Genomic DNA, 21,723 nt, shown 5'->3' with positions numbered 1-21,723 from the left:
CTGTGAGAGTTTATGAATCAGAATGAAATGGGCCGCGCGATAGCTGGAGTCGGCGCCGTCGCCGCGATCGGCGACACCGCGGCAACGGTCTTCGACGCGCTGTGCGCCGGGCAGTCCGGCGTCGCGGAACTCCGTCGCTTCGATACCCGCGAATACCGCACCCAGCACGGATATCCGATGGCCAATCAGGCACCGGACCGCCCGGCCTACGCGACCCGATGGCTGATCGAGACCATCGCCGAAGCCGCCGCGCAGGCCGGACTCGGCGATGACCTGACCGGCATTCCGGTCATTGTCGGAACCGGTCTGCGCGAACTGCGCTCGGTCGAGCTGGCGTGGCAGGCGGGTCACGAGGGCGGCGCACCGGACCTGGATTTCGGGCCCGCGCTGCGCGAGCGATTCGGCTGCGCCGAGGTGCACACCGTGGCCAATGCCTGCGCGGCCTCGCTCCATGCGCTCGGTATGGCCGATGACCTGCTGACGCTCGGCCGGGCCGACACCGTCGTGGTCGCCGGCGTCGACACCATCGCGGTGAGCATGTTCGCCGCACTCGACGTGGTGCAGCCTCGGATGACGGCATTGCGCCCGTTCGACGCACGGCACAAAGGCGTGCTCATGGGCGACGGCGCCGCAGCCATTGTGCTGCGGCGCGACGGGCCTGCCTTGGCGCGGCTGCGCGGCGTCGGAATCAGTTGCGACGCAGGCCATGTGACGGCGCCCGACCCGGTCGGCATCGTCGCGGCCATGCACGACGCGCACCGGCGCGCGGGAGTGCGGCCCACCGACGTGGATCTCGTGCTGGCGCACGGAACCGGTACGGCGCTCAACGACGCCGCCGAGGCGACGGCGCTGACTGATGTCTTCGGCGCGGCGCGACCGCTGGTGACCGCGATCAAGGCGATGACAGGGCACACCTCAGGCAGCTCCGGGATGCTCAGCCTGGTCGCCGCCGTCGCGTCCCTGCGCACCGGCCGGGTGCCGCCGATCCCAGACCTTGTCACCCCGATCCATGAGGCGCGCACGCTGCGGCTGGCGACCGAGCCCACCGAGCTGGCGGTCCTCGGCGTTGCCCAGGTGAACTCCTTCGGCTTCGGCGGCGTCAACGCGGTGGCGATCGTGGAGGGTGCCTCATGACCGAGACCGTGCTCGTCGGCGCCGCGATTGTCGGTGCGGGCTTTCCGGACGAGGATCCGGCCGCCATCCTCGGCGCGCGTGGCCTGCGCTACAAGGACGAGGCGACCCGGCTCGGCATGGCCGCCGCGCAGGCGGCGTTGCGCGACATGGGAATAGATGATTGCGCCGATGCCGTGACCGCGGTCGTCGTCAGCTCCAACTTCGGAAACGTCGACACCGTGTGCCGGGTCGTCGGCAATGGGATCGAAGCGGGCGAACGCGGCCCGATGGATCTGCCGAACGCGTCGAGCAACGTGGTCGCCTCGTCCATTGCCATTCGATTCGGGCTGTTCGGCCCGAACCTCATGCTGTGCAGCGGGGCGAGCTCCGGGCTGGACGCGATGGACTGGGCGAGCGTCCTGATCGAGTCGCGCCGGGCGGCGCGCGTGCTCGTTGTCGGCGTGGAGGTGGACAACCCGATGGTCCGCCGATTCGCCGGTGCCCGAGCGTCTTCCGGGCGTTTCCACGGGGCCGCCTGCGTGATCGTCGAGCGGGCGGACGCGTCGGCAGCGCGGCCGCGAGCGGTGTTCGGCGGGTGCGTTCGCGGCGCGGAGATACCGGGCCTGCTGCACAGCCAGGCGATAGACCATTGGTACACACCGGATTTCGGTCCGACACCGGACCTCGCCGAACTGGCTTCCGCGGCGGCGGTGGTCGACCTCGCCGACCGGCTCGGCGCGGCCTCGGGCGCGCTCGGGGTTGTGCAGGCGGCCTGTGCGGCCTGCACCGACGGCACCTCGCTGCTCACCACCGGAGGTGTCGGCGAGCCACTCACCGCGTGCCTGATCACTTCGAATTCCATTAGCAGAGTTGGAGAATGACAATGACCTCAGTCGTCACCCCGGTCACCGATGTCGAGCTGCGCCCGGGCTACGAGGGCGCCAATATCGGCCCATGGATCGGGTTCAAACACGTGAACTACCTGATCGAAGAGGCCGTGCTGAGGCACTTTTGCGCCATCGGCCACGATGCCCGCGGCCTCTACGTCGACAACGGCCTGTGCTGGGAGATCGTCGACATCGACACCCGGATCATTCACGTGTTCAACCTGGACGAGACGGTTCGACTGAGTGTCTCCCCGGTCGCGTCGCCGCGCGACGGTGAGCACGTGTTCGAGATCGGCATCGTGGGCGATCGGCAGGGCGAGCAGATCAAGCTGGCCAGATCGCGGGTATCGGTGGCGTTGCGGGAGGACTCGCGATGGGCGACGCCGCGTGCGGCGGTGGCGCCGGAATTGGCATCCGCGGTCGTCCCTCGGATCCGGCGATCCGCTCCTGCGATCGGGTTCGGCGCCGCGCCCGACGCGGGCGTGCCCACCGACCTCGCGCGAATCGCGCAGGGGCGCAACGCGTTCGCCTGGAAGCTGCGGATCCCGTACTTCTACTGCCACTTCACCGAGCGGCTCCAGATGTCGGGCTACCTGCGGGTGATGGAGGAGGTGGTCGATCGGTTGCTCGCCGACCGCGGGGTGTCCATCCGGACGCTGCTCGACGACAAACAGCTCATCCCGGTGGTGCCGCGCTCGCGGATCAGCATGCTCGACGAGGTGTACATGGAGGAGGAATTGCACACCGTGCTCGTCGTGGACCAGGTGTTCAAGAACCTGACCTTCACCGCGGGGATGGAATGCTACGTAGAGCGCGACGGACAGCTGGTGAACGTCGCCGTCGGAGCGATCACGCACGGGTACGCCATGCTCGAGGATCGGGGCAGCTGGGGACTCAGCACTCTGGATGACCGCCTGTGCCAAGCGCTTACAGCTCCCTGATGGCCCGGGCAGCGTAACTCCGTTCCGCCCGAACCGTTTCCGGTGGCACGTGCCTGTGCCACCGGAAACGCACCAGCCATTACGTCCGCGCGCCCGCCGAGAGGGCATCCGCCAACGCCCGCAGCTGTTCGGTGGCCGCACCGAACAGGAACTCGGTGCGCTTGGCCGCAAGGAAGTAGCGATGCACCGGGTACTCCAGGAAGATGCCGATGCTGGCGTGCACATGCACCATCGTGTGCGCCACCCGGTGGCCCGCCTCGGCGGCCCAGAACTTGGCGGTGGCGACGTCGGCCTCGGCGGGCAGTCCCTGTGATTCGCGCCAGGCCGCATGCCAGAGGGTCAGCCGGACCGCGTCGACATCGAGGTAGGCGTCTGCCAGTCGCTGCCGCACGGCTTGGAACGAGCCGATGGGTTTGTCGAATTGCTTTCGGGTGAGCGCATATTCAGCCGTGAGCTCGAGCGCGCGCTCGACAACGCCGAGCTGATAGGCGCACGCGGCCACGGTCGCCCGGCGGCGCGCCCACCCGGCACCGCCGTCGCCCGGGGCGCCGAGCACGTTCGCGACATCCACCGATACCGCGTCCAACTCGACCAGCGCGGCGTCGGCGCCGTCGACCACCTGCTGTTCGGTGCTGCGAAGGCCGGGGGTGTCGCGGTCGAGCACAAACAGTAGCGGCCCGTCGGCGGTGTGTGCCTCGATCAGGAACGCGTCCGCGAAAGCACCTCCGGGAACGGCACTGTGCGAGCCGCTGACCTGCCAACCGGTCGGGGCCGGTGTCGCGGTGAACCGGTCGTCCTCGGTCGCCAGGGCGACCGCGAAGGTCAGATCGCCCTGGGCGACCGGTGCCGCCCAGCGCTGCCGCTGCGCGTCGTCGCCGAACGCGGCGATGGCCGAGGCCGCGACGGCGACACTGGTCAGATACGGGGTGGGCGCCACCGTGCGGCCGATCTCGATGAGCACACTGCACTGCTCCAGCAACCCGAACCCGCCGCCGATCGGCGCGGGCAGGGCGGCCTCGAGCAGTCCGGCGCGCGCCAGCGACGACCACAGCGACCGGTCGAAACCGGTGCCGTCCGGAGTGTTCTTGCCGGTCCAGTCGGCGAGCAGGTCACGGGTAAGCCCGGACAGGTCGTCCTGAGCCTCGGTGAACGTGAAGTCCATGGAATTCCTCCGGGAAGATCAGCGGGTGACGGGCAGGCCGAGGGCGGTCTTGGCGATGATGTCGCGCTGGACCTCATTGGTGCCGCCGCCGAAGGTCAGGATCAGCGACGACCGGTGCAGCCGTTCGATCCGCCCGCGCAGTATCGCGGCGGGCGAGTCCGTGCGCACGACCGCCGACGCACCGAGCACCTCCATCAGCAATCGGTAAGCCTGCGTTGCCAATTCGGTGCCGAACACCTTGGTGGCCGAGGCGTCCGCCGGCCCGAGTTCACCGGTATCGGCCGCCCAGGCGATGCGCCAATTGCGCAGCTTCAAGTACTCGATGTGGGCATGGACGCGGGCCAGGTGCAGCCGTACCCACTCGGCATCGATCACCAGTGAGCCGTCGGCGCGGGTGGTCTGCTCGGCCCATTCCCGTACCTGACGCAGCGATTCCTGCAGCGGCGCGGCGGAGGTCAGCGCGACCCGCTCGTGGTTGAGCTGGTTGGTGATCAGCGACCAGCCCGCGTGTAATTCGCCGACGACGCTCGACGCGGGCACCCGGACGTCGGAGTAGTACGTCGCGCTGGTGCCGGGCCCGGCCATGGTGTGAATCTTGCTCCAGGAGAAGCCATCCGCCGTGGTGGGCATGATCAGGATGGATAGGCCGCGATGCCTGGTCGCGTCCGGGTCGGTGCGGGCGGCGAGCCAGATGTAATCGGCGTATTCGATGAGGCTTGTCCACGCCTTCTCGCCGTTGATGACGTAGTTGTCGCCGTCGCGTACCGCGCGTGTGCGCAGCGCCGCCAGGTCGGTACCCGCCTCCGGCTCGGAATAGCCGATGGAGAAGTGCAATTCGCCCTTGGCGATCCGGGGCAGGAAGAACGCCTTCTGTTCCGGGGTGCCGAATCGCATGATTGTCGGTGCGACGGTGTTCACCGTGAGGAACGGGAACGGGACGCCCGCGGCGGCGGCCTCGTCGTTGAAGATCAGCTGGTCCATGGCGGGCCGGTCCTGGCCGCCGAACTCCTCCGGCCAGCCGAGGGTCAGCCATCCGCTGCTGCCGAGGGTGCGTACGACTTGTTTGTAGGCCTCCGGCGCGCCGTACTCGCCACCGGGTCCGGCCAGCGCCGCCTGGATGTCCGGTGTCATGAGGTCGGCGAAAAAGGCACGTAGCTGCTTGCGTAACTGCTGCTGCTCTTCGGTGAAATCGATATGCATCGTGATCCCTTGGTTCCGGTATCTCAGTAGTAGAACTAGAACACGTTCCTATAGGTGTGAAGGTGGTGATGCCGCAGGAAAATGTCGTCGAATTGGCAGCAAAATGCCAGCCTGCCGCATCATGTCGGCCGACTACCTGGCATAGATCCTTGCGCGTTCGGTGCAGCGCCGAGGTTGTTGGTCGGCGGGCAAGTCCAGCCTTCCTTGCCATGTTAGAACTTGTTCCATAGGCTGGGAAAGACTTGTAGCGAGGCAGGAATCTGCCGTCGCGACAGTGCGGTGCCGGGCCCATCGGCTGAGCGCGAGGTCGATCGCGAGGCTCGGGTCTACCGGGATGGGTTGGGGCATGCAGTCTTTCGATGACGAGACATGCGCAGGGGAGGGCCAGGCATGAACCGAGACATAACGGAGACCGTGCGGGGTGGGGGGCTCGGATATTCGGGGGACAGCAGCACCGATGTCGGTGCGCTGCTCGCGGAATCGCGTCGGCTGATAGATCAGGCGATCGACGAGTGTCGCAGTACCCGGGGCGCGGACAGCATCATCTACCTGCGGCCGGGCGAGGGGTGGGAACAGGAGCTGCAGCAATTGCTCCAGCGGGTGCGCAAGGAGGCGATGCTGGTGGTGTCGAGTCCGCTGCGCATGCAGCCGCACTACGAGGCAAGTCGGATACTGGTCGCCGATCTGCTCGCGTCGGGCAGGCAGGTCCGGCTGCTGTATTCGCGGCACTACGTGGAGACGCGTGATCCGGCGTTGTTGCTGGAACATCCCCAGATCCACGCGCAGACCAGGGTGGTCGACGCGGACTTCTACAACATGGCCATCATCGACAAGCAGATCGCGGCGGTCTGGGGCGGCACCAGCGAGCAGCGTCCGCACGGATTCGTGATTCGAGATCCGGTGCTGCTGAGGGTGATTCACCAGTTCGCGCGCATCCTCTGGGAATCGTCCTGCGAGTTGTCGGTGCACCTCGGGTTCCGGCTGACCGAGTTCGACGAGACGACGCTCGCCGTGCTGCAAAGCCTCAATCACGGCCTCAAGGATGAGGTTGCCGCCCGGCGGCTCTCGGTTTCGCTGCGAACCTACCGGCGCTACGTCGCCGACATGATGGTCCGCCTCGGTGTCACCACCCGCTTCCAAATCGGTGCTCGCGCTGCGGAACTCGGCTTGCTCGAGTCCTCGGGTGAGCCGATGTCCCCGCCGTGAGTTCTCCCGATCGAGCCCGTGCGCGAGAGAGGTTTCGCCATGTCCGACAGTGCCGTCACGCAGCGACCGAAGGTGTTCGCCGATCTGCTGCTCGCACGAGCCGACGATGACCATCCCGGGTTGCTATTCGAGGACTCGCGGTGGACGTGGCGCCAGGTGGTGCGCGAAAGCTTCGCTCGCGCGGCGGTTTTGGCCGACCTGCGGCAACCCGGCCGGGAGTTGCATGTCGGAGTCCTGTTGGAGAACGAGCCGGAGTACATCTTCCTGATCGGTGCGGCCGCGCTATCCGGTGCCACGCTGATCGGTATCAATCCGACCCGGCGCGGCGCGGCGCTCGCGGCCGATATCCGTGCCACGGACTGCGATCTGATCATCACCGACGCGGCACAGCTACCGCTGCTCGCCGGGCTGGACACGGGAGTCGACCCGGACCGGATCATGATCGTCGGCGGCGCGGCATGGGCCGCTCGCATCGTCGCGGCGCGCGAACGGGCGGTTCCGGTGTCGCCGTCCGCGCAGGACCCGGCCACTCGACTACTACTGACGTTCACCTCGGGTTCGACGGCCGCGCCGAAGGCGGTGATCTGCTCGACCGGCAGGCTTGCCGCGCTTGCCACGGCCAACCCGTTCGGGATCACCCGTGACGACGTCACCTACAACGCGATGCCGCTGTTCCATGGCAACGCGATCATGGCCTGCTGGGCGCCGTCGGTCCGCACCGGCGCGACCTTCACCATGCGGCGCAAGTTCTCGGTGTCCGGCTTCCTGCCCGATATCCGCCGCTTCGGTGTCACCTACTTCAACTACGTCGGACGATCGCTGGCCTATCTGCTGTCCGCGCCCGAATCGCCGCTCGAGTCGGACACCCGGCTGCGTCTGGTGTTCGGTACCGAGGCGGCGCCACGGGACCGGGCCGAATTCGAGCGCCGGTTCGGCGTACGGCCGGTCGAAAGCTACGGCTCCAGCGAGGGCGCCATCGTCATCAGGATGAGCAAGGACGCCCCGCCGAACTCACTGGGGCGCGCACCCGAATTCATGAACATCGAGATCCACGACGAAGCCGGAAGACGATGCCCTCGAGCACGATTCGATAGCAACGGACGATTGTGCAACGCGGCGGAGGCGATCGGCGAGATCGTCAATACCACGGGTGCAACGCTCTTCGAGGGCTACTACAACAACGCCGCCGCCACACGGGAGCGCTTGAGCGGCACGGTATTTCGCAGTGGTGATCTCGGATATCGCGACGAAGCGGGCTACTTCTACTTCGCGGGGCGCTCCGGCGACCGCATTCGGGTCGACAGCGAGAACTTCTCCGCGGCGCCGGTGGAACGCATCCTGGCCCGGTTTCCGGACGCGGCGCTGGTCGCAGTGTATCCGGTGCCCGATGCCCGCACCGGCGACCAGGTCATGGCGACAGTCGAACTGGTGGCGGGCGCCGATTTCGACGCCGAGGCATTCGGTGAATTCCTAAGCAAGCAGCCCGATCTCGGCACCAAATGGGCGCCGCGCTACTTGCGGATCATCGAACAGATGCCGGTGACCGCCACCAGGAAGATAGACAAGCCCGCGTTGCGGCGGGCGGCGTGGTTGGTCGACGACCCGATCTACCTGCGCGAACCGAGGTCGACCCACTACCGTCGGGCCGATGGTCCCGCGCTCGCCGAGATCATGGCCGAGTTCGCGCATTACGGGCGTGCGCCGCGGTGAACGGCCTCGCCCGCGCTGCCGGGCGACATCGGCACCGGGCGGCGTGGCGCCGCACGATGCCGATGACGATCATGCCGTCGTGGACGTCTTCACGCAGATCCGGCCCTGCGTATCGATGCGATTGAGCAGCACCGGTTCGTTCAGCTTCGCGAAGTACTCGTCCACCGCTTTCGTGGCGCCGCTGTACTTGCCGTAGTCGTCGACGATCAGGACACCGCCGACGGAAAGGCGCGGATAGAGGTGCTCGAGCTCGTGCCGTGTCGAGTCGTACAGGTCGGTGTCCAGCCGCAGTAGGGCGATGCGGTCCGGCGCGTCGTCGGGGATCGTGTTCTGCACCAAACCTTCGACACAGCGAATCCGCTCGCGTGGATATCCGGTGCCGCAGACGGTTTCGGTGACCGACGCCTGGTCACTGCCCTCGTCCTGCACACTGTCGGTGACGCTCGCGAGCAGGTCGGTGAGTTTCATGTCACCGGAGGGAAGCTGCAGTTGGTCCTCGTCCGTCGGCGTGTCCCAGGTCCAGTTGAAGGTGTCGTACAGCCAGATCGTGCGGGCGAGGTCGCCGTGCTCGCGCAGGGTCGCGGTGGCGATGGCCGCGCTGCCGCCGCGCCAGACCCCGCATTCGACAACATCACCGGGGATAGCGGAGTCGACGATGTACTTCGTCGCGATCCGCAACGCGTAACTCATCGCGACCGAGGTCTGGGTGGCGTGCTGCACGCTCTCGTAGAGACGCACGAACTCCGGGTCGAGCTGTCTGATGTCCGGGAAGGTCTCGAGAGCGCGCGGCACCTCCATCGCGGCGACGCGAAGGGAGGCGTCGGGCCTGTCGCGGTCCGTGCCCTCCTGCAACAACCCGGCGGCCGCCAGGTGATCGATCGCCTTCCTGGTCGTGGCTGCGGCGTCGCCGTCGAGCGCGAGCTGCGCGACGACCTCTTCGGCCGTCACCGGCTCGGACAATCTGGCGAGCACATCTGTGATCGCCGGCGTCACCGCTTGCAGATCGAGCGGACTGTCGCTGTGCCCCAGCCGAATACCGTCCGTTCCCCACGCGAGGAAGGTGCCCGGCTTGATTTGGTACGTCGTCATGGATTCTCCCGTCGTTGCCGACCGATCGACACGCGGCAGTGCGCCGCTCGCGCGAGTCGGGAAGCTAGACATCTACCCGACGCGGACCGGCTGAACCGCCGCCTCGCAGGAACATGTCGCCGATCCACGGCCGCGCCGACGGCCTGGTGGCCACTAGGTGTCAGCTCGCGGATGCGGTGCGGTAGCGCGCTTACCGTCGTGATCCCACGGCTACCTCACCCGACCGTGTAGCTCGAACTTGGCCAGGAGGCAGATGGTATGCGGGTTCTCGACGGCGCGGAGCTGATCACCGCCAGTCCCGTCCGTGCATCGATCGAACTGGAATACGCGGACCCCCAGGAGTTCTCGGCGTCCTGGATGATCGATCCGGACGACCCGATCTTTCGCGGGCACTACCCGGGTTTCCTGATCTATCCGGGCGTCTGTCTCATCGAGTCGGCTCATCAGGTGGCCATGGCGCACGCGTCGGCCGTCGGCCGGTCCATGGCTCTGGTGCAGATAGAGAGCGCCCGATTCCGGCGTCCCGTGTTTCCCGGTCATCGAATTACCGTGACGGGCAAGACAACCGACGCCGAAGACGGAGATCTGCGGTGCACCGCTACGGTGCGCTCGATACGCGAAGACGGGATACCGGGCGAGGCGGCTCGCATCCGGCTGCGGTACACGAGGCGGATCCGATGACCCGACTCGGACCCGAGCGAATCAAGGAAATCCTGCCGCACCGCCCACCCGCGCTGCTGCTCGATCAGGTAGTCGAACTGGTACCGGGCGAGCGGATCACCGCGATCAAGGCGATCACCGTGGAGGCGATCTGGTACGAGGGCGTGGTCGGACCCGACCACTCCTATCCGAGTTCCCTGCTCGTGGAATCATTCGGCCAGGCCGCCGCCGTGCTGCTCGCCGAGCAATGGCGACCGGAACAGGGGATGGCGCAGGACGTCCCCATCTTCTGCAGCGCGTCCGGCGTGCACTTCGACGCGTCGGTGGAACCCGGCGACATCGTGCGGCACCACGTGCGGATCGACCGCGTCATCGACGACAACGCGATCCTCAGCGGCCACAGCACCGTCGGCGATCACGTCGTCATGCGAGTCGATCAAGTGATCCTGGCACTGCGCCCCAGACACCAAGTCACATAACCGGATCGGCGAACCTTTTGAGAAGGCTGGCAGATGGATTTCGAGCTCGATGAGACACAGCGCGCCGTGCACGAGGCTGTCCACGGCGTGCTTTCGCGCGGACCGGTCCCCGCGACCGCTTGGCGGATGTTGCAGGACAGCGGCGTTCACGCGCTCGCCATCCCGGAGCGCTACGGCGGTGCTGGACTGGGCGCGGTAGAAGTGGGCATCGTGGCTCAGGCGTTGGGAGAAGCCGCGCTGAACAGTCCGTACGTCAGTGCGGGCATCGCGGCCATGGTGGCGTCGCGGACCGCGACCGGTGTCGACATCGGTGACTGGTGCAAGGGCATGGCCGACGGGGAGCTGACCGCGGTGAGCGTGCGGGCCGCGGGGCAGCGCGGTGTGCCCGAGCTCGCACCCGAATCTCGCAGGGTCACTGGCCGATTCGGTGCCGCGCAGCACGCGCGGGACGCCAGGTGGTTGGTTGTGCCGACCACCGCCGGACCGGCGCTTGTCGATCTCGCGCAGGATGGCGTGTCGATGACGCCGGTCCATTGCTCCCTGGGGACCGAAACACCGGATACGCCGGTGGACGGCCAGTTCGAGCTCACCGAGGCGCGGTGCACGCCGCTGTTCACCGGGCAGCCGGATGCCTTGGACCTGTTCGAGGAACTGCATGGAGCGGTCTTCCTGTCGTATGCGAGCGGGCTGCTCAAAGGCGCGTTGCGGCTGACCGCGGATCATCTCGGGGCCAGAAAACAGTTCGGTCGCCCGCTGGCGACATTCCAGGCTGCCGCACAGGAGATCGCGGACATCTACGTCCTGGCTACCGCGCTGGAATCTGTTGCGCTGTACTGTAATTGGACCATCGACAACGGCGGCAGGCCGACCACGGAACTGGCTGCCGCGCTGTTCATGTTCGCCGGAGAGGGCCGCGCGGCGATGCAGATGTGTCACCACCTGCACGGGGGGCTCGGCGTCGACATCACCTACCCGATGCACCGGTATTTCTCGTCGGCCAAGGACGTCGTCCGCCACTGCGGTGGTGAGCGGCATAATCTCCGGAGGTTGGGTACGCGATGTTCATCGGACTGACACCAGAGCAACAGTCGCTGCAGCGCGAAATCCGTTCGTATTTCAGCACGCTCGTCAGTGACGAGGACGCGATCACGCTGCTGAACGACCGGCACGGCCCGGTGGCGCACCGTATCGTCCGGCAGCTCGGCGCGGACGGCTGGCTCGGCGTCGGCTGGCCGGAAGAGTTCGGCGGCAAGGGATTCGGCCCGCTGGAGCAGCAGATATTCGAATCCGAGGCGGTGCGGTCGAGTATCCCGCTGTCGTCGGTCACCCTGCAGACGGTCGGGCCTACTCTGCTGCGCTACGGCACGGAGGAACAGAAGCGCCGTTTCCTGCCAGGCATCCTGCGCGGCGAAATCGAGTTCGCCATCGGATACACCGAACCCGACGCCGGAACCGACCTGTTCTCGCTGTCCACGACGGCGAAAAAGCAGGAAGACGGCTCCTACCTCGTCAACGGGCAGAAGACCTACACCACCGGTGGGCACACCGCCGACTACATCTGGCTTGCGGCGCGAACCGGCACCGTGGACTCGCGGCACCACGGCCTGTCCATCCTGATCGTCGACACCAAAGATCCGGGGTTCAGCTACACCCCGATCATTTCGCTCGACGGCGCGCATCACACGAATGCCACGTACTACCAGGATGTGCGCGTCCCGGCGTCGATGCTGGTCGGCACCGAGAACAACGGTGTCCGCTACCTGATCTCCCAGCTCAACCACGAACGCGTGATGCTCAGCCCGTCCGGTCGCATCGCCGCCGTCTACGACCTCGTGCGCGCGTGGGCCGTCTCGGAGAGCCTGCTCGACCGCGACGACGTGCGGGAAGGCCTCGGCGAAATCCTCGCGGTGCTGAAGGTCAACGACGTGCTGAACTGGCGGGTGGTGGCGTCCGCGGGCCCCGACGGGCCAAGCCAGGCCGACGCCTCCGCGTCCAAGGTCTTCCACACCACCCGAGTGCAACGCGTGGTCCGCATCGCCGAAGACATCATCTACGCGTGGGGCGACCTCAGCGATCCCTACACAGCCCGAACCCTGAAATTCCTGGATGTGCACGCCAAGCGGAACGTCGTGATCACCTTCGGCGGCGGCGTCAACGAGGTGATGCGCGACATGGTCGCCGAAGTCGGCTTGGGCCTGCCGAAAGTCACCCGTCGATAAGCCCCCCGCAACCAATCAGCCGGTGCACGGCTGGTTCGGACCGGGCTGTCCCGGTCGTGCGCCTGGTTCAGCTCTGCGGGTTCAGTCCGGCCACGGTCAGTCCGAACAGCCGCTCCGCCTGGGCGGCGGGGTCAGGGTGGTGTTCGGTGGCCAGGGCGATGCCGACGATCAGCGCGATCAGGTCGGCGACGGTGACACCCTTCGTCACCGCGCCGTCCTGAATTGCGCGGCGTAGCAAAGGTTTTCCTGCCTCTTCCAGCGGCGCGGAGCAGGCGTTGTCGTGCACCGGGTCGGATCCGGCAGCGTCGTGGGCCAGCGCGACTGCCAGGCCCCGGGCGCGGACACAGTAGTTCACCACGTCGGTCAGCCATTCCAGCAGTGCGCTGCGGGCCTCGCCTGCGCCGGTCAGGTCGTGGGCGCGGGCGCACAGGGCCTCGATCTGTTTGCGGGAGACCGCTTCCAGCAATGCCTGGCGGGTGGGGAAGTGTCGGCGCACGGTCGCCGAGCCGACCCCCGCGATACGGGCGATCTGTTCCAAGGAGGCACTGGCACCGTGGGCGGCGACCTGCTCCTCGGGCCAGCACACCGAAACACCCGGCTGGACCGAAGGCCGCTGGGCTGGAATGGAACCCGTCCTCGGCGCGAAAAGCACGATCCAGGACCGGCTCCGCACGGCAGGCTTCCCGCACTGGACGCTGCTCAAGCCGGCCTTTTTCATGGAGAACTTCCTCCCGTCCATGGCCTACCTGTTCCCACGCGGCGTCGAGGGCGGCCTGGTCACTCTGCTGCGCCCCGATACCCAGCTGGCCCTGGTCGCGGTGGAAGACATCGGCCGCGCGGCCGCCGCGGCCATCGCCGAGCCGCAGCGCTTCGCCGGGGTCGAGCTGGAACTGGCGAGCGACTATCTGTCGATGACAGAGATCGCCGAGGTCCTCTCGCACGCTCTGGACACGCAGCTGTCCGCCCCGGACATGACCGAGGAACAGGCCATCGCCGCCGGAATGCCGGCGATGGGCGCCTCACACGAGTGGCTCAACGTGGCCGGCCAGCCGGGCCGCCCGCAATACGCCAGGGACCTCGACATCCCACTCACCAGCTTCGAAGAATGGGCACAGCAGAACATGCGGCCCGATGCCTGATCGTATCGGGGTGTCCGACCCGTGCAGAGTTTCCGCGTTTACCTTCAACGCTCACGGTTTCACGGCGACTCCGGCGTAGAACGACACCAGTGCATCCAACGCGTCGGCCGACACCGCCGAGGTGTAATCAGAGTGTTTGCGTGGCAGCGGCACCTCCACGTCCTGGCGCCAGCGGTGTGGCGGGGTGACGCCGGGTTCGACCAGATCCAGACCGGCGAAAAATCGCTCCACGTCTGCTCGGCATCGGAATTCGGCGTCTATGCCGCCTTCCTGGTAGATGCGAGTGATGTGCTCGAACGCTTCGGGGTCGAAATCGGCTGTGGCGTGGCTGATTACGAGGTAGCTGCCCGACGGGACGGCGTCCATCAGTGTGGACACGATGTCGTAGGGGTGGTCGGCGGCCGGGACGAAATGCAGGAGCGCGACCAGGCTGATCGCGACCGGGCGAGTCAGATCGAGGGTGTCGATGAGTTCGGGTGCGTTGAGGATGTCGTGGGTGTGTCGTACGTCGGCTTCGGCGTAGGCGGTGCGCCCCGCAGTGGTTGTGGAGCCCAGCAGTGCCCGCGCGTGGGTCAGGACAAGTGGATCGTTATCGACGTAGACGATTCGGGATTCGGGGGCGACCTTCTGGGCGATCTGGTGGAGGTTCCATTCGGTGGGGATTCCGGTGCCGATGTCGAGGAATTGGCGGATGCCGATGGTCGCGAGGTAGGTCGTGGCGCGGTGCATGAATTCGCGGTTGACCCAGGCTGCCCGGCGTACGGACGGAAAGACTTCGAGGACTTTGGTTGCGGCCTCCTGGTCGACCGGGTAATAGTCTTTGCCGCCCAAATACCAGTCGTACATGCGCGCGGGGTGCGGGCTGCTCTGATCGAAGTTGTCCACGCTCTTCATCTTTGTCCGAGATGGGTTGTGACGCACGACTTCCGATCAAAAACAGGCCCACTTTGTCGATGTCGTGATACGTCGTCATCGAGTACAGCAGCTTGTAGCACCAGCAGACGCTTTCCTTAACCATTCTGCCCGGTTGTAGCCACTGGTCGGCGATCTTCGCCCACCCGTCCGGGCCGTGGGTGGCGGGGAGTTCCCGGATTGGGAGCAGGTGGCGTGGGATTTGTATATGCCGCTGACCTACGCTCGCAGGCTGCGAGGCCGGCCCGATGAGTTCGCCTCGCCCGTCCTATATCGCCGCAACATTGCAGGCCGTGCTCATCGGGTGAAACGACAACCAGGCCATGAGTGACCCGCCACTGAGAGTTGGCGGTAGACCTCGAGTTTGTCGGTTCCGGCGGCGGGCTGCAAAAATCTTCACAAGGCCGCCCAAGGATTCGACGAGTTGGCGAATCTCGTTGCGGCTCGAGCAAGCAGGACGGAGTGGTGCGGGCGCTCGCAGTCATTCCTGACTGCGAGCGCCCGGAACTCGCGAACGTCTAGGGCAAGCAGCCGTTCTGTTGCAGCTGCGCTGCCAACGAGTCCGATAGCGTCGCCTGTGATCCGACGGTGATGCCGTTTAGTACGGAAACGTCGATGTCGGCGCGAGCTGCGCAGCCGAGCAGATCGGCGGTGACGGTGACGGTCTGGTCGGCGTGGGCCACACCTGCCCCAGCCGCTAGCAAACCTGCCAGTAGCACAACCGAGGAACCCGCTTTAGCGAACCTCATGAGATCTCCTCCTTCGAATCGCATTCGTGTGAGTTTGCTCGATCTACGGACACGGGATATCCCGATTGCACAGAAGTAACCATCCGCGCGTTCGGGCCGCGCGGGGCGTCCGTGCCGGTTTCGGCTGTGATGGGCATTTGGACGATGCCGTTGATGTACATAGATCGCAGTCGTCGGGGCGCGCCTGTGCCCACGTAGCGGCGGTCACCGGCACCAGCGAGGACGTTGCTGCGGGTGTAGACGAAGTCGTGCTGGCTCCCGCAAAGTTGGTCGTGCACCGTCCGGCCGCCAGGCTCGGGCCCATGATGAGCCTGGCGTGCTGCGGGTGCGACTCGGTCGACGCCACCCAACACACCTGAGGCACCTGCGTCCACGCTGGCACCACCCGGCACGATGTCACCGACTCCTTCCGTGTCGCCGTCGACCACGCCTGGACGCTGAGGTCACCGCGGTTCGCCGAAACTCCCTGCCGTGCGGAAGCCGGCGTTGCCCATGGTGGACGTGGGGGTGTTCGAGGACCGGGCGGCGGTGCGGTATCGGGTGCAGTAGCTGTCGTGGCAGAGGTATGAGCCGCCGCGCAGGACTCGCGAATGCCCGGTTGCTGGGCCTTGTGGATCGCGTACGTGGCCTGCTCGGGCGTTGTGGGTGTAGGTGTTGGGGGAGAAGTGGTCGGCGCACCACTCCCAGACGTTTCCGGCTGTTTGCCAGAGTCCGTATCCGTTGGGGCGGTAGGTGCGTACCGGTGCGGTGGTGCGGAATTCGTTGTCCTGGATGGTGGTTGAGAAGGTGCCCTGCCAGATGTTCGCCCGCCACTGGCCGCCGGAATCCGGCGGTTCGTCACCCCACGGGTAGCGGGCGCCGTAAAGGCCACCGCGCGCGGCGAATTCCCACTCCGCTTCGGTCGGGAGGCGACGGCCGGCCCAGTCGCAGTAGGCGATGGCGTCGTGCCAGGAGACTTGCACGACCGGATGATCGCCGCGGTCATCGATGCTGGAATGCCGTCCTTGCGGGTGCCGCCAGTCCGCTTCCCGCACCCCTATCCACCACGGTGTACGGGTGGTGGGGCCGAGAAGGTCTGCGTCGTCGGCTGCCAGCACGAGGTGGAACACGGCGGAGTACCCGAACTTTTCGGCGTCGGTTTCGTACCCGGTCTGTTCGACGAATGTCGCGAAGGCGGCATTGGTGACCGTGGTGGTGTCGATCGTGAACGGCGAGAGTTCCACGGTGTGCACCGGTGTTTCTCCGTCGGCGTGGAATCCGTCGCGGTGCGGATCGCCCATCGCGAAGGTCCCGCCGGGCAGGTGTGCCTGTTCGATCGGGTGCCGGGCGGGGTTCATCCGGTCACCTCGGGTCGGGCTCGCTCGACCAGGAGGGCGCGTTGCCGTTCGACGTCGCGGGGATAGGTGCGATAGAGAATGGTGCAGAAGGCGGCGTTGACGAGCATGAGAATGCCTGGGATCCAAAGCATTACGCCACGGAGGCCGATCACATCGGTGAGCAGTCCGGCGACGAGGTTGAACAGCGCGTAGGCGAGGGCTTCGAACACCGACAGCAGCAGTGCGAAGGCGGCGCCGCGCATTTCGGGCGGTACGACGGCGGCCACGATGGGCCGGTTCACCCCGGGGTTGAGGCCCTGCATGAAGCCGAGCACCGCCCAGAATCCGGCGAAGACCTCGATGCCGCCCCAATTGTGCTGAGTACCAACCACGGCGACGACACCGAAGCCGAGCTGGGCGAACTGCAGGACGATGACGCGGCCGATCCTTGGCAGCCTGCTCTGCAGGAAGTCGGTGGCCAGACTGCCGCCGAAAGTGCCGAGGAGATAACCGATTCCGAAGGGCAGGGTGACGATCGAAGCGACCGCGGTGGAGAAGCCGTAGGTGTGTACGAGGAAGACGATGCCGAAGCTCATGATCAGCAGGTGACCGGAGATGAGCCGCTGGATCAGCATCAGCACGAAGGTGGGGATCCGCAGCATCTGCCGCACCTTGGTCCAGGTGATCCGGCTGTCCTCGGCCTGCTGCGGGGCGATGTCGCTGGCGCCGACGGCGGGGTCGGTGAAGAACACGGCCAGCAGCACTGCGGTGAGCACGGTTATGGCACCCCACGCGAAGAATCCGTAGCGCCAGCCGTCGGGGACGCGGGACAGCTGACCGATGAGTGGTCCGAGCACCGAGCCGAGGAGTGAGATCGCGCCCCAGGTGTAACCGTTGGCGCGACCGCGCGCGGCATCGTCGAACAGGTCGGCGGTGATTTCGCTGGCGATCGGCAGTGCCGCGGCGATGAACACGGCCGACACTCCGTACAGGACGATGAGCTGGGCGTAGCTCTGCGCGAGACCGGTTGCGGCGGTGGCAATTCCGGCGAGACCGGAGGCCACGGCGAAGGCGACCTTGCGGTTGGTCCTGCGCGCCACCCACGCCCACAGCGGCCCGCAGACGATGCTGATGAACTTCCCGATGGAGGTCAGGTAGCCGACCGCGGCCGCAGGGGCGGCGACCGCCGCGACGATGACCGGGGCGAGGGTGCTGAGCACACTTGATTCGTTGTTGTCGGCCCAGAGTGGAGCCGCGACGAGGGCGAGTTTGCGCCAGCGGCCGGGGACGACCACCGGGGTGCCGGTGGTGGTCGGGGATGCCGGTATGACGGTGTCTGTCAACGGAATACCTCATTGAGAGTGGTGGGGGACCGGTCAGCTTTCGGCCAGTGCCCGATCGAGCTGGTGCAGGGTTCGCCTGGTTAGCGCCGGGGTGAAGTCGGCCAGGTCGAGAAGGGTGACCGAACCGGTCTGCGCGGCGATGCGGGCGATCGCGGGCCCGAGCGCGGCCTCGACGATCGCGCGGGTGCCCGCGGTGGCGAGGAGTTCGGTGATCGGGGTGTTCACCCCCGGCCCGCTGGGGCGGAAGTCCGCCGGAATCGGTAGCGGGGCAACGGCTTCCTGGTAAGCACGCAGTTGGGTGCGGGCCAGTAGGTGCCGGGAATCGGCGGGCCCGTCGAGCGGAAGTCCGAGGCGGGTGAACTGGGAATCCGGCGCGTCGTTCGCGTGCATGAGTTCCAGCAGGAGGTTGATCATCCGCAGTTCGAGGTCGTCGTCGATCATCGGATTCTCTTGGCGGGGATCGCTTTCCAGATCGAACAGGGCCGTGCCGAAGTCGAACGGGTCGCCGACTGCGAACCCGGGTACGCGCAACACCGGGACATTCTTGGTGAACGAGAGTGGGCCGACCAGTTGCGCGTTTTCCAGTTCGGCCGGGGTGAAACGGGAGGCCATGTGCGTTGGCATCAGCGTGTGCTCGAAAAGTGGGGCGTTGCCCGGCGCGGCCGGTGCCCGCAGGTACACGTACCGCCCGTCGGTGACGTTGACGTGCCCGCCGAAGATCCCGAACAACGCCCCCGCTCGGTGCCTGTCCGGCGCGGGGTCGCGCAGCAGCGAAAGTAGGGACCGGCCTTGCATATTGGTGGTCGGCTGGAGACCGAAGAAATCCAGGAGTGTGGGGCCGAAGTCGATGGTCTGCACCAGTTCCTGGCAGGTGCCTGCTTTCGTCCGGGCAACCGGATCCCAGACGAAAAGCGGCGTGTGGATGTTCTCGTCGTACCAGGGCTGTACGTTCTTGCCCCACCAGCCGTGCTCGCCGAGCAGGAATCCGTGGTCGGTGCACACGATCAGCAGCGTGTCGTCCCACAGGCCCAGCTCGTCGAAGACGTCGAGGACGCGACCCAGCGACGCGTCGCACATCGTCAGCAGCGCGGCGTACTCGGCCCGCGCGCGGTCCACGGTTTCCGGATCTTCGGCCACTCGCTTGTAGTCGGGCCACGCCGGAGACGCGCCCGGCGCGTCCAGCGCGGGATAGTGGCGCTGGAATTCGCGGTGCGAGAAGTACGGTTCGTGTGGGTCGAAGCACTCGATCTGCAGGAACCACGCGTCCTCGGCGTGATTGGTGCGGATGAACTCGAGGCCGGCGTGCACCGTCCGGATCTGTGGGTGATCGGCCGGTTCGGTCAGGTACTGCCGGTTCACGAGATCCTGGCGCCACAGCTGATTTCGGACCCGACGCGGGCTCTGCGGTTGCGGCGGATCGGCGACCTGTCCCTTCCACGCGTCGCCCTCCTGCCCGCGGAAGAACTCGAAGGTGCGGAATCGGCTGTGGTATGTCGCTCCGCCGTCCTCCCAGTAGTGCGGATGGTCGGTGACCAGGTGCGAGTAGACCCCTGCCGCGGACAGCAGCTCCGGCACGGAGTCGTCGAAGGGTTCCAAGGGGCCCCAAGAACGGTGCAGGAAGTTGTGGCGGCCGGTGTGCATCTCGCGGCGGGCGGGCATGCAAGGCATCGAGCCGCCGTAGCAGTTGTCGAACCGCGCGGTGTGCGCGGCGAGGCGGGTGAAGTTCGGGGCGTGTACCCAATCGGCGCCGTAGGGCGGCAGGAACCGGCGGTTGAGACTGTCGAACAGCATCAGGACCGCGCGCATCAGATGCCCACCTCCGACCGGTCGGGCGCCGCTGTGTCCCGCGCCGTGGATTCAGGTGTCCAGGAGAAGGTGTCGCGCAACGAATTCAGATACGCCGAGCGCGGTGTCAGCCACACGAGGCTGTTCCGGAACGCAACCGTCAGCGGATTGCGCCATTGCGCGACCCGCCCGGCCGCGGCCGAGGCCTGCGCGAGCTGCTGGGTGCGGCCACGACGTGCCAGGTCGTAGTCGGCTATCACGGATTCCACGGTGGACTCGGTGGTGGCGAGCGCGTTCAACGTCGCGGCGTCCTCCAGCGCCTGTGCCGCGCCCTGCCCGAGGTCGGGGGTCATCGCGTGCGCGGCGTCACCGAGCAGGATCACCCGGTCGGAGGCATACCTGGGCAGCGGTGTCTCCAGGGAGTAAATGTCGTGTCGCAGTAGCGATTTCAGGGGAGTGGCGGCGATCAGGCGGGGGATCGGTTCGTGCCAGTCGCGGAAGAGTCGCGCGACCGTCTCGATGTCCGCGTGGGCGTGGGAGTTCGGCGGGGCAGACAGCGTGGCGTACCAGTAGACCCGGCCACCGGTGAGCGGCATGATGCCGAATCGCTGACTCCGCCCCCAACTCTCGACCAACGAGCGGCCCACTTCGATGTCGGCGGCGGCCTCGGCTGGTACCACGCCGCGCCAGGTGAGGTACCCGGCGTAGACCGGTCCCGGATGGTCTGGAAACAGTTGTGCCCGTGTGGGACTGGAGATGCCGTCCGCGGCGACGATGAGTTCCGCGCTGAGCGTTGCGGTTTCGCCGGTGGGACGCTGGAACGTCACGGTGCCCGTCTCGGGCTCCACCTCGGTGACCTGGTGGCCGGTGCACAGGTTGGTGTGCCGCAGTGCTCCGATGAGCATGGCGTGTGCGTCGGCCCGGTGCAGCATGTACCCGGGGACACCGAACCGGCGGACGACCTCGGGGACCTCGCCGCGCAACAGCCACTTTCCCGATGCGGTCCGAATCCCCGTGGCGCCCTGCGCGGCATCGAGCGACCGGAGCTCCTCGGCCAGTCCGAGCCAGTTCAGCGCCCGCACCGCGTTGGGTGCCAGCATCAACCCGGCGCCGACTGGGCGGAACTGCTCCGCCCGTTCCAGCACCGTCACCCGCCAGCCGGCGCGCTCGAGGCCGAGTGCCGCACTCAACCCGCCGATTCCGCCGCCGACCACGATTGCCGTGTTCATGCCTGCCTGCTCCCGGCTGCGTGCGACGAGTCACTCATGTTGCTGGACAACAGTGTTGAAGTCCCAGGCTGCTGTGTGGACAGTCGTTGGGCGCGGTAGGCGAGAACAATCATCACGGCGGGGAAGAGTAGGTCGCAGACCAGGACGCCACCGGTGTTGCCGGGCGCGTGATCGCCGTGCGCGAACCATTGATAGATGTGGCCGATCAGCGCGCCCCACAAGAACATTCCCGCGCCCAGACCGATGGTGATGCGTTCACGGGCAGTGGCGGAGACGGCACGGAAGCCCATGACCGCGAGCCCGAGGTTGGCGAATGCGATCTCGAACTGGAACGGAGTCGAGTCGAACCCGATCGCGGTCGCCATCACCTCCGGCACCGCGAGGAAGGTGAACGTCATCCACAGACTGCCGAACCCGAGCGCGACGACGGCCCACCACCGTTGCCAGGTCTCCAATGTGGCTGCGCGAGAAGGACTGTGCCGGGTGGCGACGAGTGCACCGATGACCGCGACCAGCGGCCAGAACAGGGGGACTGAGGTCCGGGCGAGGTAAGCCATATCGTTCATTCCTTGAGTCTTGCATAG

At 66.8% G+C, this 21,723-nt stretch carries 21 protein-coding genes; 10 read left to right on the top strand and 11 right to left on the bottom strand.

Annotated features, from left to right (window positions below):
• Positions 1-12 precede the first annotated feature (12 nt).
• Genes ACIA8C_RS13115 through ACIA8C_RS13105 form a run of 3 tightly spaced genes read left to right on the top strand, consistent with a single transcriptional unit; the run spans position 13 to position 2,941 of the window.
• Entirely contained in the window at positions 13-1,134 is a 1,122-nt protein-coding gene (locus ACIA8C_RS13115; protein WP_397134123.1) for a beta-ketoacyl-[acyl-carrier-protein] synthase family protein, read from the top strand.
• Complete coding sequence (locus ACIA8C_RS13110; RefSeq protein WP_397134121.1) at positions 1,131-1,994, top strand: beta-ketoacyl synthase N-terminal-like domain-containing protein; 864 nt, start codon at positions 1,131-1,133, stop codon at positions 1,992-1,994. The genes ACIA8C_RS13115 and ACIA8C_RS13110 overlap by 4 nt, the downstream gene beginning before the upstream one ends.
• Complete coding sequence (locus tag ACIA8C_RS13105; protein WP_397134119.1) at positions 1,991-2,941, top strand: hypothetical protein; 951 nt, start codon at positions 1,991-1,993, stop codon at positions 2,939-2,941. Before ACIA8C_RS13110 ends, ACIA8C_RS13105 begins: the two co-directional genes overlap by 4 nt.
• A gap of 79 nt (positions 2,942-3,020) precedes the next feature.
• Here ACIA8C_RS13105 and ACIA8C_RS13100 read toward each other — a convergent pair whose 3' ends face one another.
• A complete protein-coding gene (locus ACIA8C_RS13100; RefSeq protein ID WP_397134117.1) occupies positions 3,021-4,103 on the bottom strand; it encodes an acyl-CoA dehydrogenase family protein in 1,083 nt (360 codons plus the stop codon).
• Positions 4,104-4,121: 18 nt separating this feature from the next.
• Positions 4,122-5,303, bottom strand: coding sequence for an acyl-CoA dehydrogenase family protein (locus tag ACIA8C_RS13095; RefSeq protein ID WP_397134115.1), 1,182 nt, complete (start codon positions 5,301-5,303; stop codon positions 4,122-4,124).
• Between the two features lie 390 nt (positions 5,304-5,693).
• Here ACIA8C_RS13095 and ACIA8C_RS13090 point away from each other — a divergent pair, with 390 nt between their 5' ends.
• Together ACIA8C_RS13090 and ACIA8C_RS13085 are read left to right on the top strand one after the other, a co-directional pair.
• Positions 5,694-6,509, top strand: coding sequence for a hypothetical protein (locus tag ACIA8C_RS13090; RefSeq protein WP_397134113.1), 816 nt, complete (start codon positions 5,694-5,696; stop codon positions 6,507-6,509).
• 39 nt (positions 6,510-6,548) lie between these two features.
• The gene (locus ACIA8C_RS13085; RefSeq protein ID WP_397134111.1) at positions 6,549-8,219 is read left to right on the top strand and encodes an AMP-binding protein; all 1,671 of its coding nucleotides are present in this window, start codon (positions 6,549-6,551) and stop codon (positions 8,217-8,219) included.
• A 69-nt stretch (positions 8,220-8,288) separates the two neighbouring features.
• Here ACIA8C_RS13085 and ACIA8C_RS13080 read toward each other — a convergent pair whose 3' ends face one another.
• A complete protein-coding gene (locus tag ACIA8C_RS13080; protein WP_397134109.1) occupies positions 8,289-9,308 on the bottom strand; it encodes a TylF/MycF/NovP-related O-methyltransferase in 1,020 nt (339 codons plus the stop codon).
• Positions 9,309-9,566: 258 nt separating this feature from the next.
• Here ACIA8C_RS13080 and ACIA8C_RS13075 point away from each other — a divergent pair, with 258 nt between their 5' ends.
• The 4 genes from ACIA8C_RS13075 to ACIA8C_RS13060 are packed head-to-tail and all read left to right on the top strand — an operon-like array spanning position 9,567 to position 12,666.
• Positions 9,567-9,989: a 3-hydroxyacyl-ACP dehydratase FabZ family protein gene (locus ACIA8C_RS13075; protein WP_397134107.1), complete on the top strand. Its 423-nt coding sequence runs from the start codon at positions 9,567-9,569 to the stop codon at positions 9,987-9,989.
• The gene (locus tag ACIA8C_RS13070) at positions 9,986-10,447 is read left to right on the top strand and encodes a 3-hydroxyacyl-ACP dehydratase FabZ family protein (protein ID WP_397134105.1); all 462 of its coding nucleotides are present in this window, start codon (positions 9,986-9,988) and stop codon (positions 10,445-10,447) included. Before ACIA8C_RS13075 ends, ACIA8C_RS13070 begins: the two co-directional genes overlap by 4 nt.
• A gap of 33 nt (positions 10,448-10,480) precedes the next feature.
• On the top strand, positions 10,481-11,521 hold the full coding sequence (locus ACIA8C_RS13065) for an acyl-CoA dehydrogenase family protein (RefSeq protein WP_397134103.1): 1,041 nt from the start codon (positions 10,481-10,483) through the stop codon (positions 11,519-11,521).
• Positions 11,506-12,666 (top strand): acyl-CoA dehydrogenase family protein, encoded by a 1,161-nt coding sequence (locus ACIA8C_RS13060; protein ID WP_397134101.1) that lies wholly within the window; start codon positions 11,506-11,508, stop codon positions 12,664-12,666. The genes ACIA8C_RS13065 and ACIA8C_RS13060 overlap by 16 nt, the downstream gene beginning before the upstream one ends.
• A gap of 67 nt (positions 12,667-12,733) precedes the next feature.
• Here ACIA8C_RS13060 and ACIA8C_RS13055 read toward each other — a convergent pair whose 3' ends face one another.
• Positions 12,734-13,252 carry a TetR/AcrR family transcriptional regulator gene (locus ACIA8C_RS13055; protein ID WP_397134099.1) on the bottom strand — a complete coding sequence of 173 codons (519 nt, stop codon included), beginning with the start codon at positions 13,250-13,252 and terminating at the stop codon, positions 12,734-12,736.
• Between the two features lie 37 nt (positions 13,253-13,289).
• Here ACIA8C_RS13055 and ACIA8C_RS13050 point away from each other — a divergent pair, with 37 nt between their 5' ends.
• A complete protein-coding gene (locus tag ACIA8C_RS13050) occupies positions 13,290-13,805 on the top strand; it encodes an NmrA family NAD(P)-binding protein (RefSeq protein ID WP_397134097.1) in 516 nt (171 codons plus the stop codon).
• 51 nt (positions 13,806-13,856) lie between these two features.
• On the opposite strand, the gene ACIA8C_RS13045 is transcribed toward ACIA8C_RS13050, so the two are convergent.
• The 7 genes from ACIA8C_RS13045 to ACIA8C_RS13015 all read right to left on the bottom strand — a co-directional run bounded on the left by ACIA8C_RS13045 (position 13,857) and on the right by ACIA8C_RS13015 (position 21,705).
• Complete coding sequence (locus ACIA8C_RS13045; RefSeq protein ID WP_397134095.1) at positions 13,857-14,699, bottom strand: SAM-dependent methyltransferase; 843 nt, start codon at positions 14,697-14,699, stop codon at positions 13,857-13,859.
• Between the two features lie 536 nt (positions 14,700-15,235).
• The gene (locus ACIA8C_RS13040; RefSeq protein WP_397134093.1) at positions 15,236-15,466 is read right to left on the bottom strand and encodes a hypothetical protein; all 231 of its coding nucleotides are present in this window, start codon (positions 15,464-15,466) and stop codon (positions 15,236-15,238) included.
• Positions 15,467-15,909: 443 nt separating this feature from the next.
• The gene (locus ACIA8C_RS13035; protein ID WP_397134091.1) at positions 15,910-16,803 is read right to left on the bottom strand and encodes a formylglycine-generating enzyme family protein; all 894 of its coding nucleotides are present in this window, start codon (positions 16,801-16,803) and stop codon (positions 15,910-15,912) included.
• Positions 16,800-18,125 carry an MFS transporter gene (locus ACIA8C_RS13030; RefSeq protein ID WP_397134089.1) on the bottom strand — a complete coding sequence of 442 codons (1,326 nt, stop codon included), beginning with the start codon at positions 18,123-18,125 and terminating at the stop codon, positions 16,800-16,802. The genes ACIA8C_RS13035 and ACIA8C_RS13030 overlap by 4 nt, the downstream gene beginning before the upstream one ends.
• Before the next feature lie 33 nt (positions 18,126-18,158).
• Positions 18,159-19,931 (bottom strand): sulfatase, encoded by a 1,773-nt coding sequence (locus tag ACIA8C_RS13025; protein ID WP_397134087.1) that lies wholly within the window; start codon positions 19,929-19,931, stop codon positions 18,159-18,161.
• Positions 19,931-21,139, bottom strand: a complete 1,209-nt coding sequence (locus tag ACIA8C_RS13020) for an FAD-dependent monooxygenase (protein ID WP_397134085.1) — start codon at positions 21,137-21,139, stop codon at positions 19,931-19,933. Before ACIA8C_RS13020 ends, ACIA8C_RS13025 begins: the two co-directional genes overlap by 1 nt.
• A complete protein-coding gene (locus ACIA8C_RS13015; protein ID WP_397134083.1) occupies positions 21,136-21,705 on the bottom strand; it encodes a DUF6790 family protein in 570 nt (189 codons plus the stop codon). Before ACIA8C_RS13015 ends, ACIA8C_RS13020 begins: the two co-directional genes overlap by 4 nt.
• Positions 21,706-21,723 lie beyond the last annotated feature (18 nt).

It is taken from the genome of Nocardia sp. NPDC051321 (assembly GCF_044455225.1).
In the GTDB taxonomy this organism is placed as follows: domain Bacteria; phylum Actinomycetota; class Actinomycetes; order Mycobacteriales; family Mycobacteriaceae; genus Nocardia.
The sequence above is the reverse complement of the archived record's forward strand: the minus strand, read 5'-3'. Positions and strand labels throughout refer to the sequence as shown.

Bases quoted from the DNA above. Each gene is read 5' to 3' on its own strand.
- ACIA8C_RS13115 (WP_397134123.1), top strand. From the start codon at position 13: ATGAATCAGAATGAAATGGGCCGCGCGATAGCTGGAGTCGGCGCCGTC.
- ACIA8C_RS13110 (WP_397134121.1), top strand. From the start codon at position 1,131: ATGACCGAGACCGTGCTCGTCGGCGCCGCGATTGTCGGTGCGGGCTTT.
- ACIA8C_RS13105 (WP_397134119.1), top strand. From the start codon at position 1,991: ATGACAATGACCTCAGTCGTCACCCCGGTCACCGATGTCGAGCTGCGC.
- ACIA8C_RS13100 (WP_397134117.1), bottom strand. From the start codon at position 4,103: ATGGACTTCACGTTCACCGAGGCTCAGGACGACCTGTCCGGGCTTACC.
- ACIA8C_RS13095 (WP_397134115.1), bottom strand. From the start codon at position 5,303: ATGCATATCGATTTCACCGAAGAGCAGCAGCAGTTACGCAAGCAGCTA.
- ACIA8C_RS13090 (WP_397134113.1), top strand. From the start codon at position 5,694: ATGAACCGAGACATAACGGAGACCGTGCGGGGTGGGGGGCTCGGATAT.
- ACIA8C_RS13085 (WP_397134111.1), top strand. From the start codon at position 6,549: ATGTCCGACAGTGCCGTCACGCAGCGACCGAAGGTGTTCGCCGATCTG.
- ACIA8C_RS13080 (WP_397134109.1), bottom strand. From the start codon at position 9,308: ATGACGACGTACCAAATCAAGCCGGGCACCTTCCTCGCGTGGGGAACG.
- ACIA8C_RS13075 (WP_397134107.1), top strand. From the start codon at position 9,567: ATGCGGGTTCTCGACGGCGCGGAGCTGATCACCGCCAGTCCCGTCCGT.
- ACIA8C_RS13070 (WP_397134105.1), top strand. From the start codon at position 9,986: ATGACCCGACTCGGACCCGAGCGAATCAAGGAAATCCTGCCGCACCGC.
- ACIA8C_RS13065 (WP_397134103.1), top strand. From the start codon at position 10,481: ATGGATTTCGAGCTCGATGAGACACAGCGCGCCGTGCACGAGGCTGTC.
- ACIA8C_RS13060 (WP_397134101.1), top strand. From the start codon at position 11,506: ATGTTCATCGGACTGACACCAGAGCAACAGTCGCTGCAGCGCGAAATC.
- ACIA8C_RS13050 (WP_397134097.1), top strand. From the start codon at position 13,290: ATGGAACCCGTCCTCGGCGCGAAAAGCACGATCCAGGACCGGCTCCGC.
- ACIA8C_RS13045 (WP_397134095.1), bottom strand. From the start codon at position 14,699: ATGAAGAGCGTGGACAACTTCGATCAGAGCAGCCCGCACCCCGCGCGC.
- ACIA8C_RS13040 (WP_397134093.1), bottom strand. From the start codon at position 15,466: ATGAGGTTCGCTAAAGCGGGTTCCTCGGTTGTGCTACTGGCAGGTTTG.
- ACIA8C_RS13035 (WP_397134091.1), bottom strand. From the start codon at position 16,803: ATGAACCCCGCCCGGCACCCGATCGAACAGGCACACCTGCCCGGCGGG.
- ACIA8C_RS13025 (WP_397134087.1), bottom strand. From the start codon at position 19,931: ATGCGCGCGGTCCTGATGCTGTTCGACAGTCTCAACCGCCGGTTCCTG.
- ACIA8C_RS13020 (WP_397134085.1), bottom strand. From the start codon at position 21,139: ATGAACACGGCAATCGTGGTCGGCGGCGGAATCGGCGGGTTGAGTGCG.
- ACIA8C_RS13015 (WP_397134083.1), bottom strand. From the start codon at position 21,705: ATGAACGATATGGCTTACCTCGCCCGGACCTCAGTCCCCCTGTTCTGG.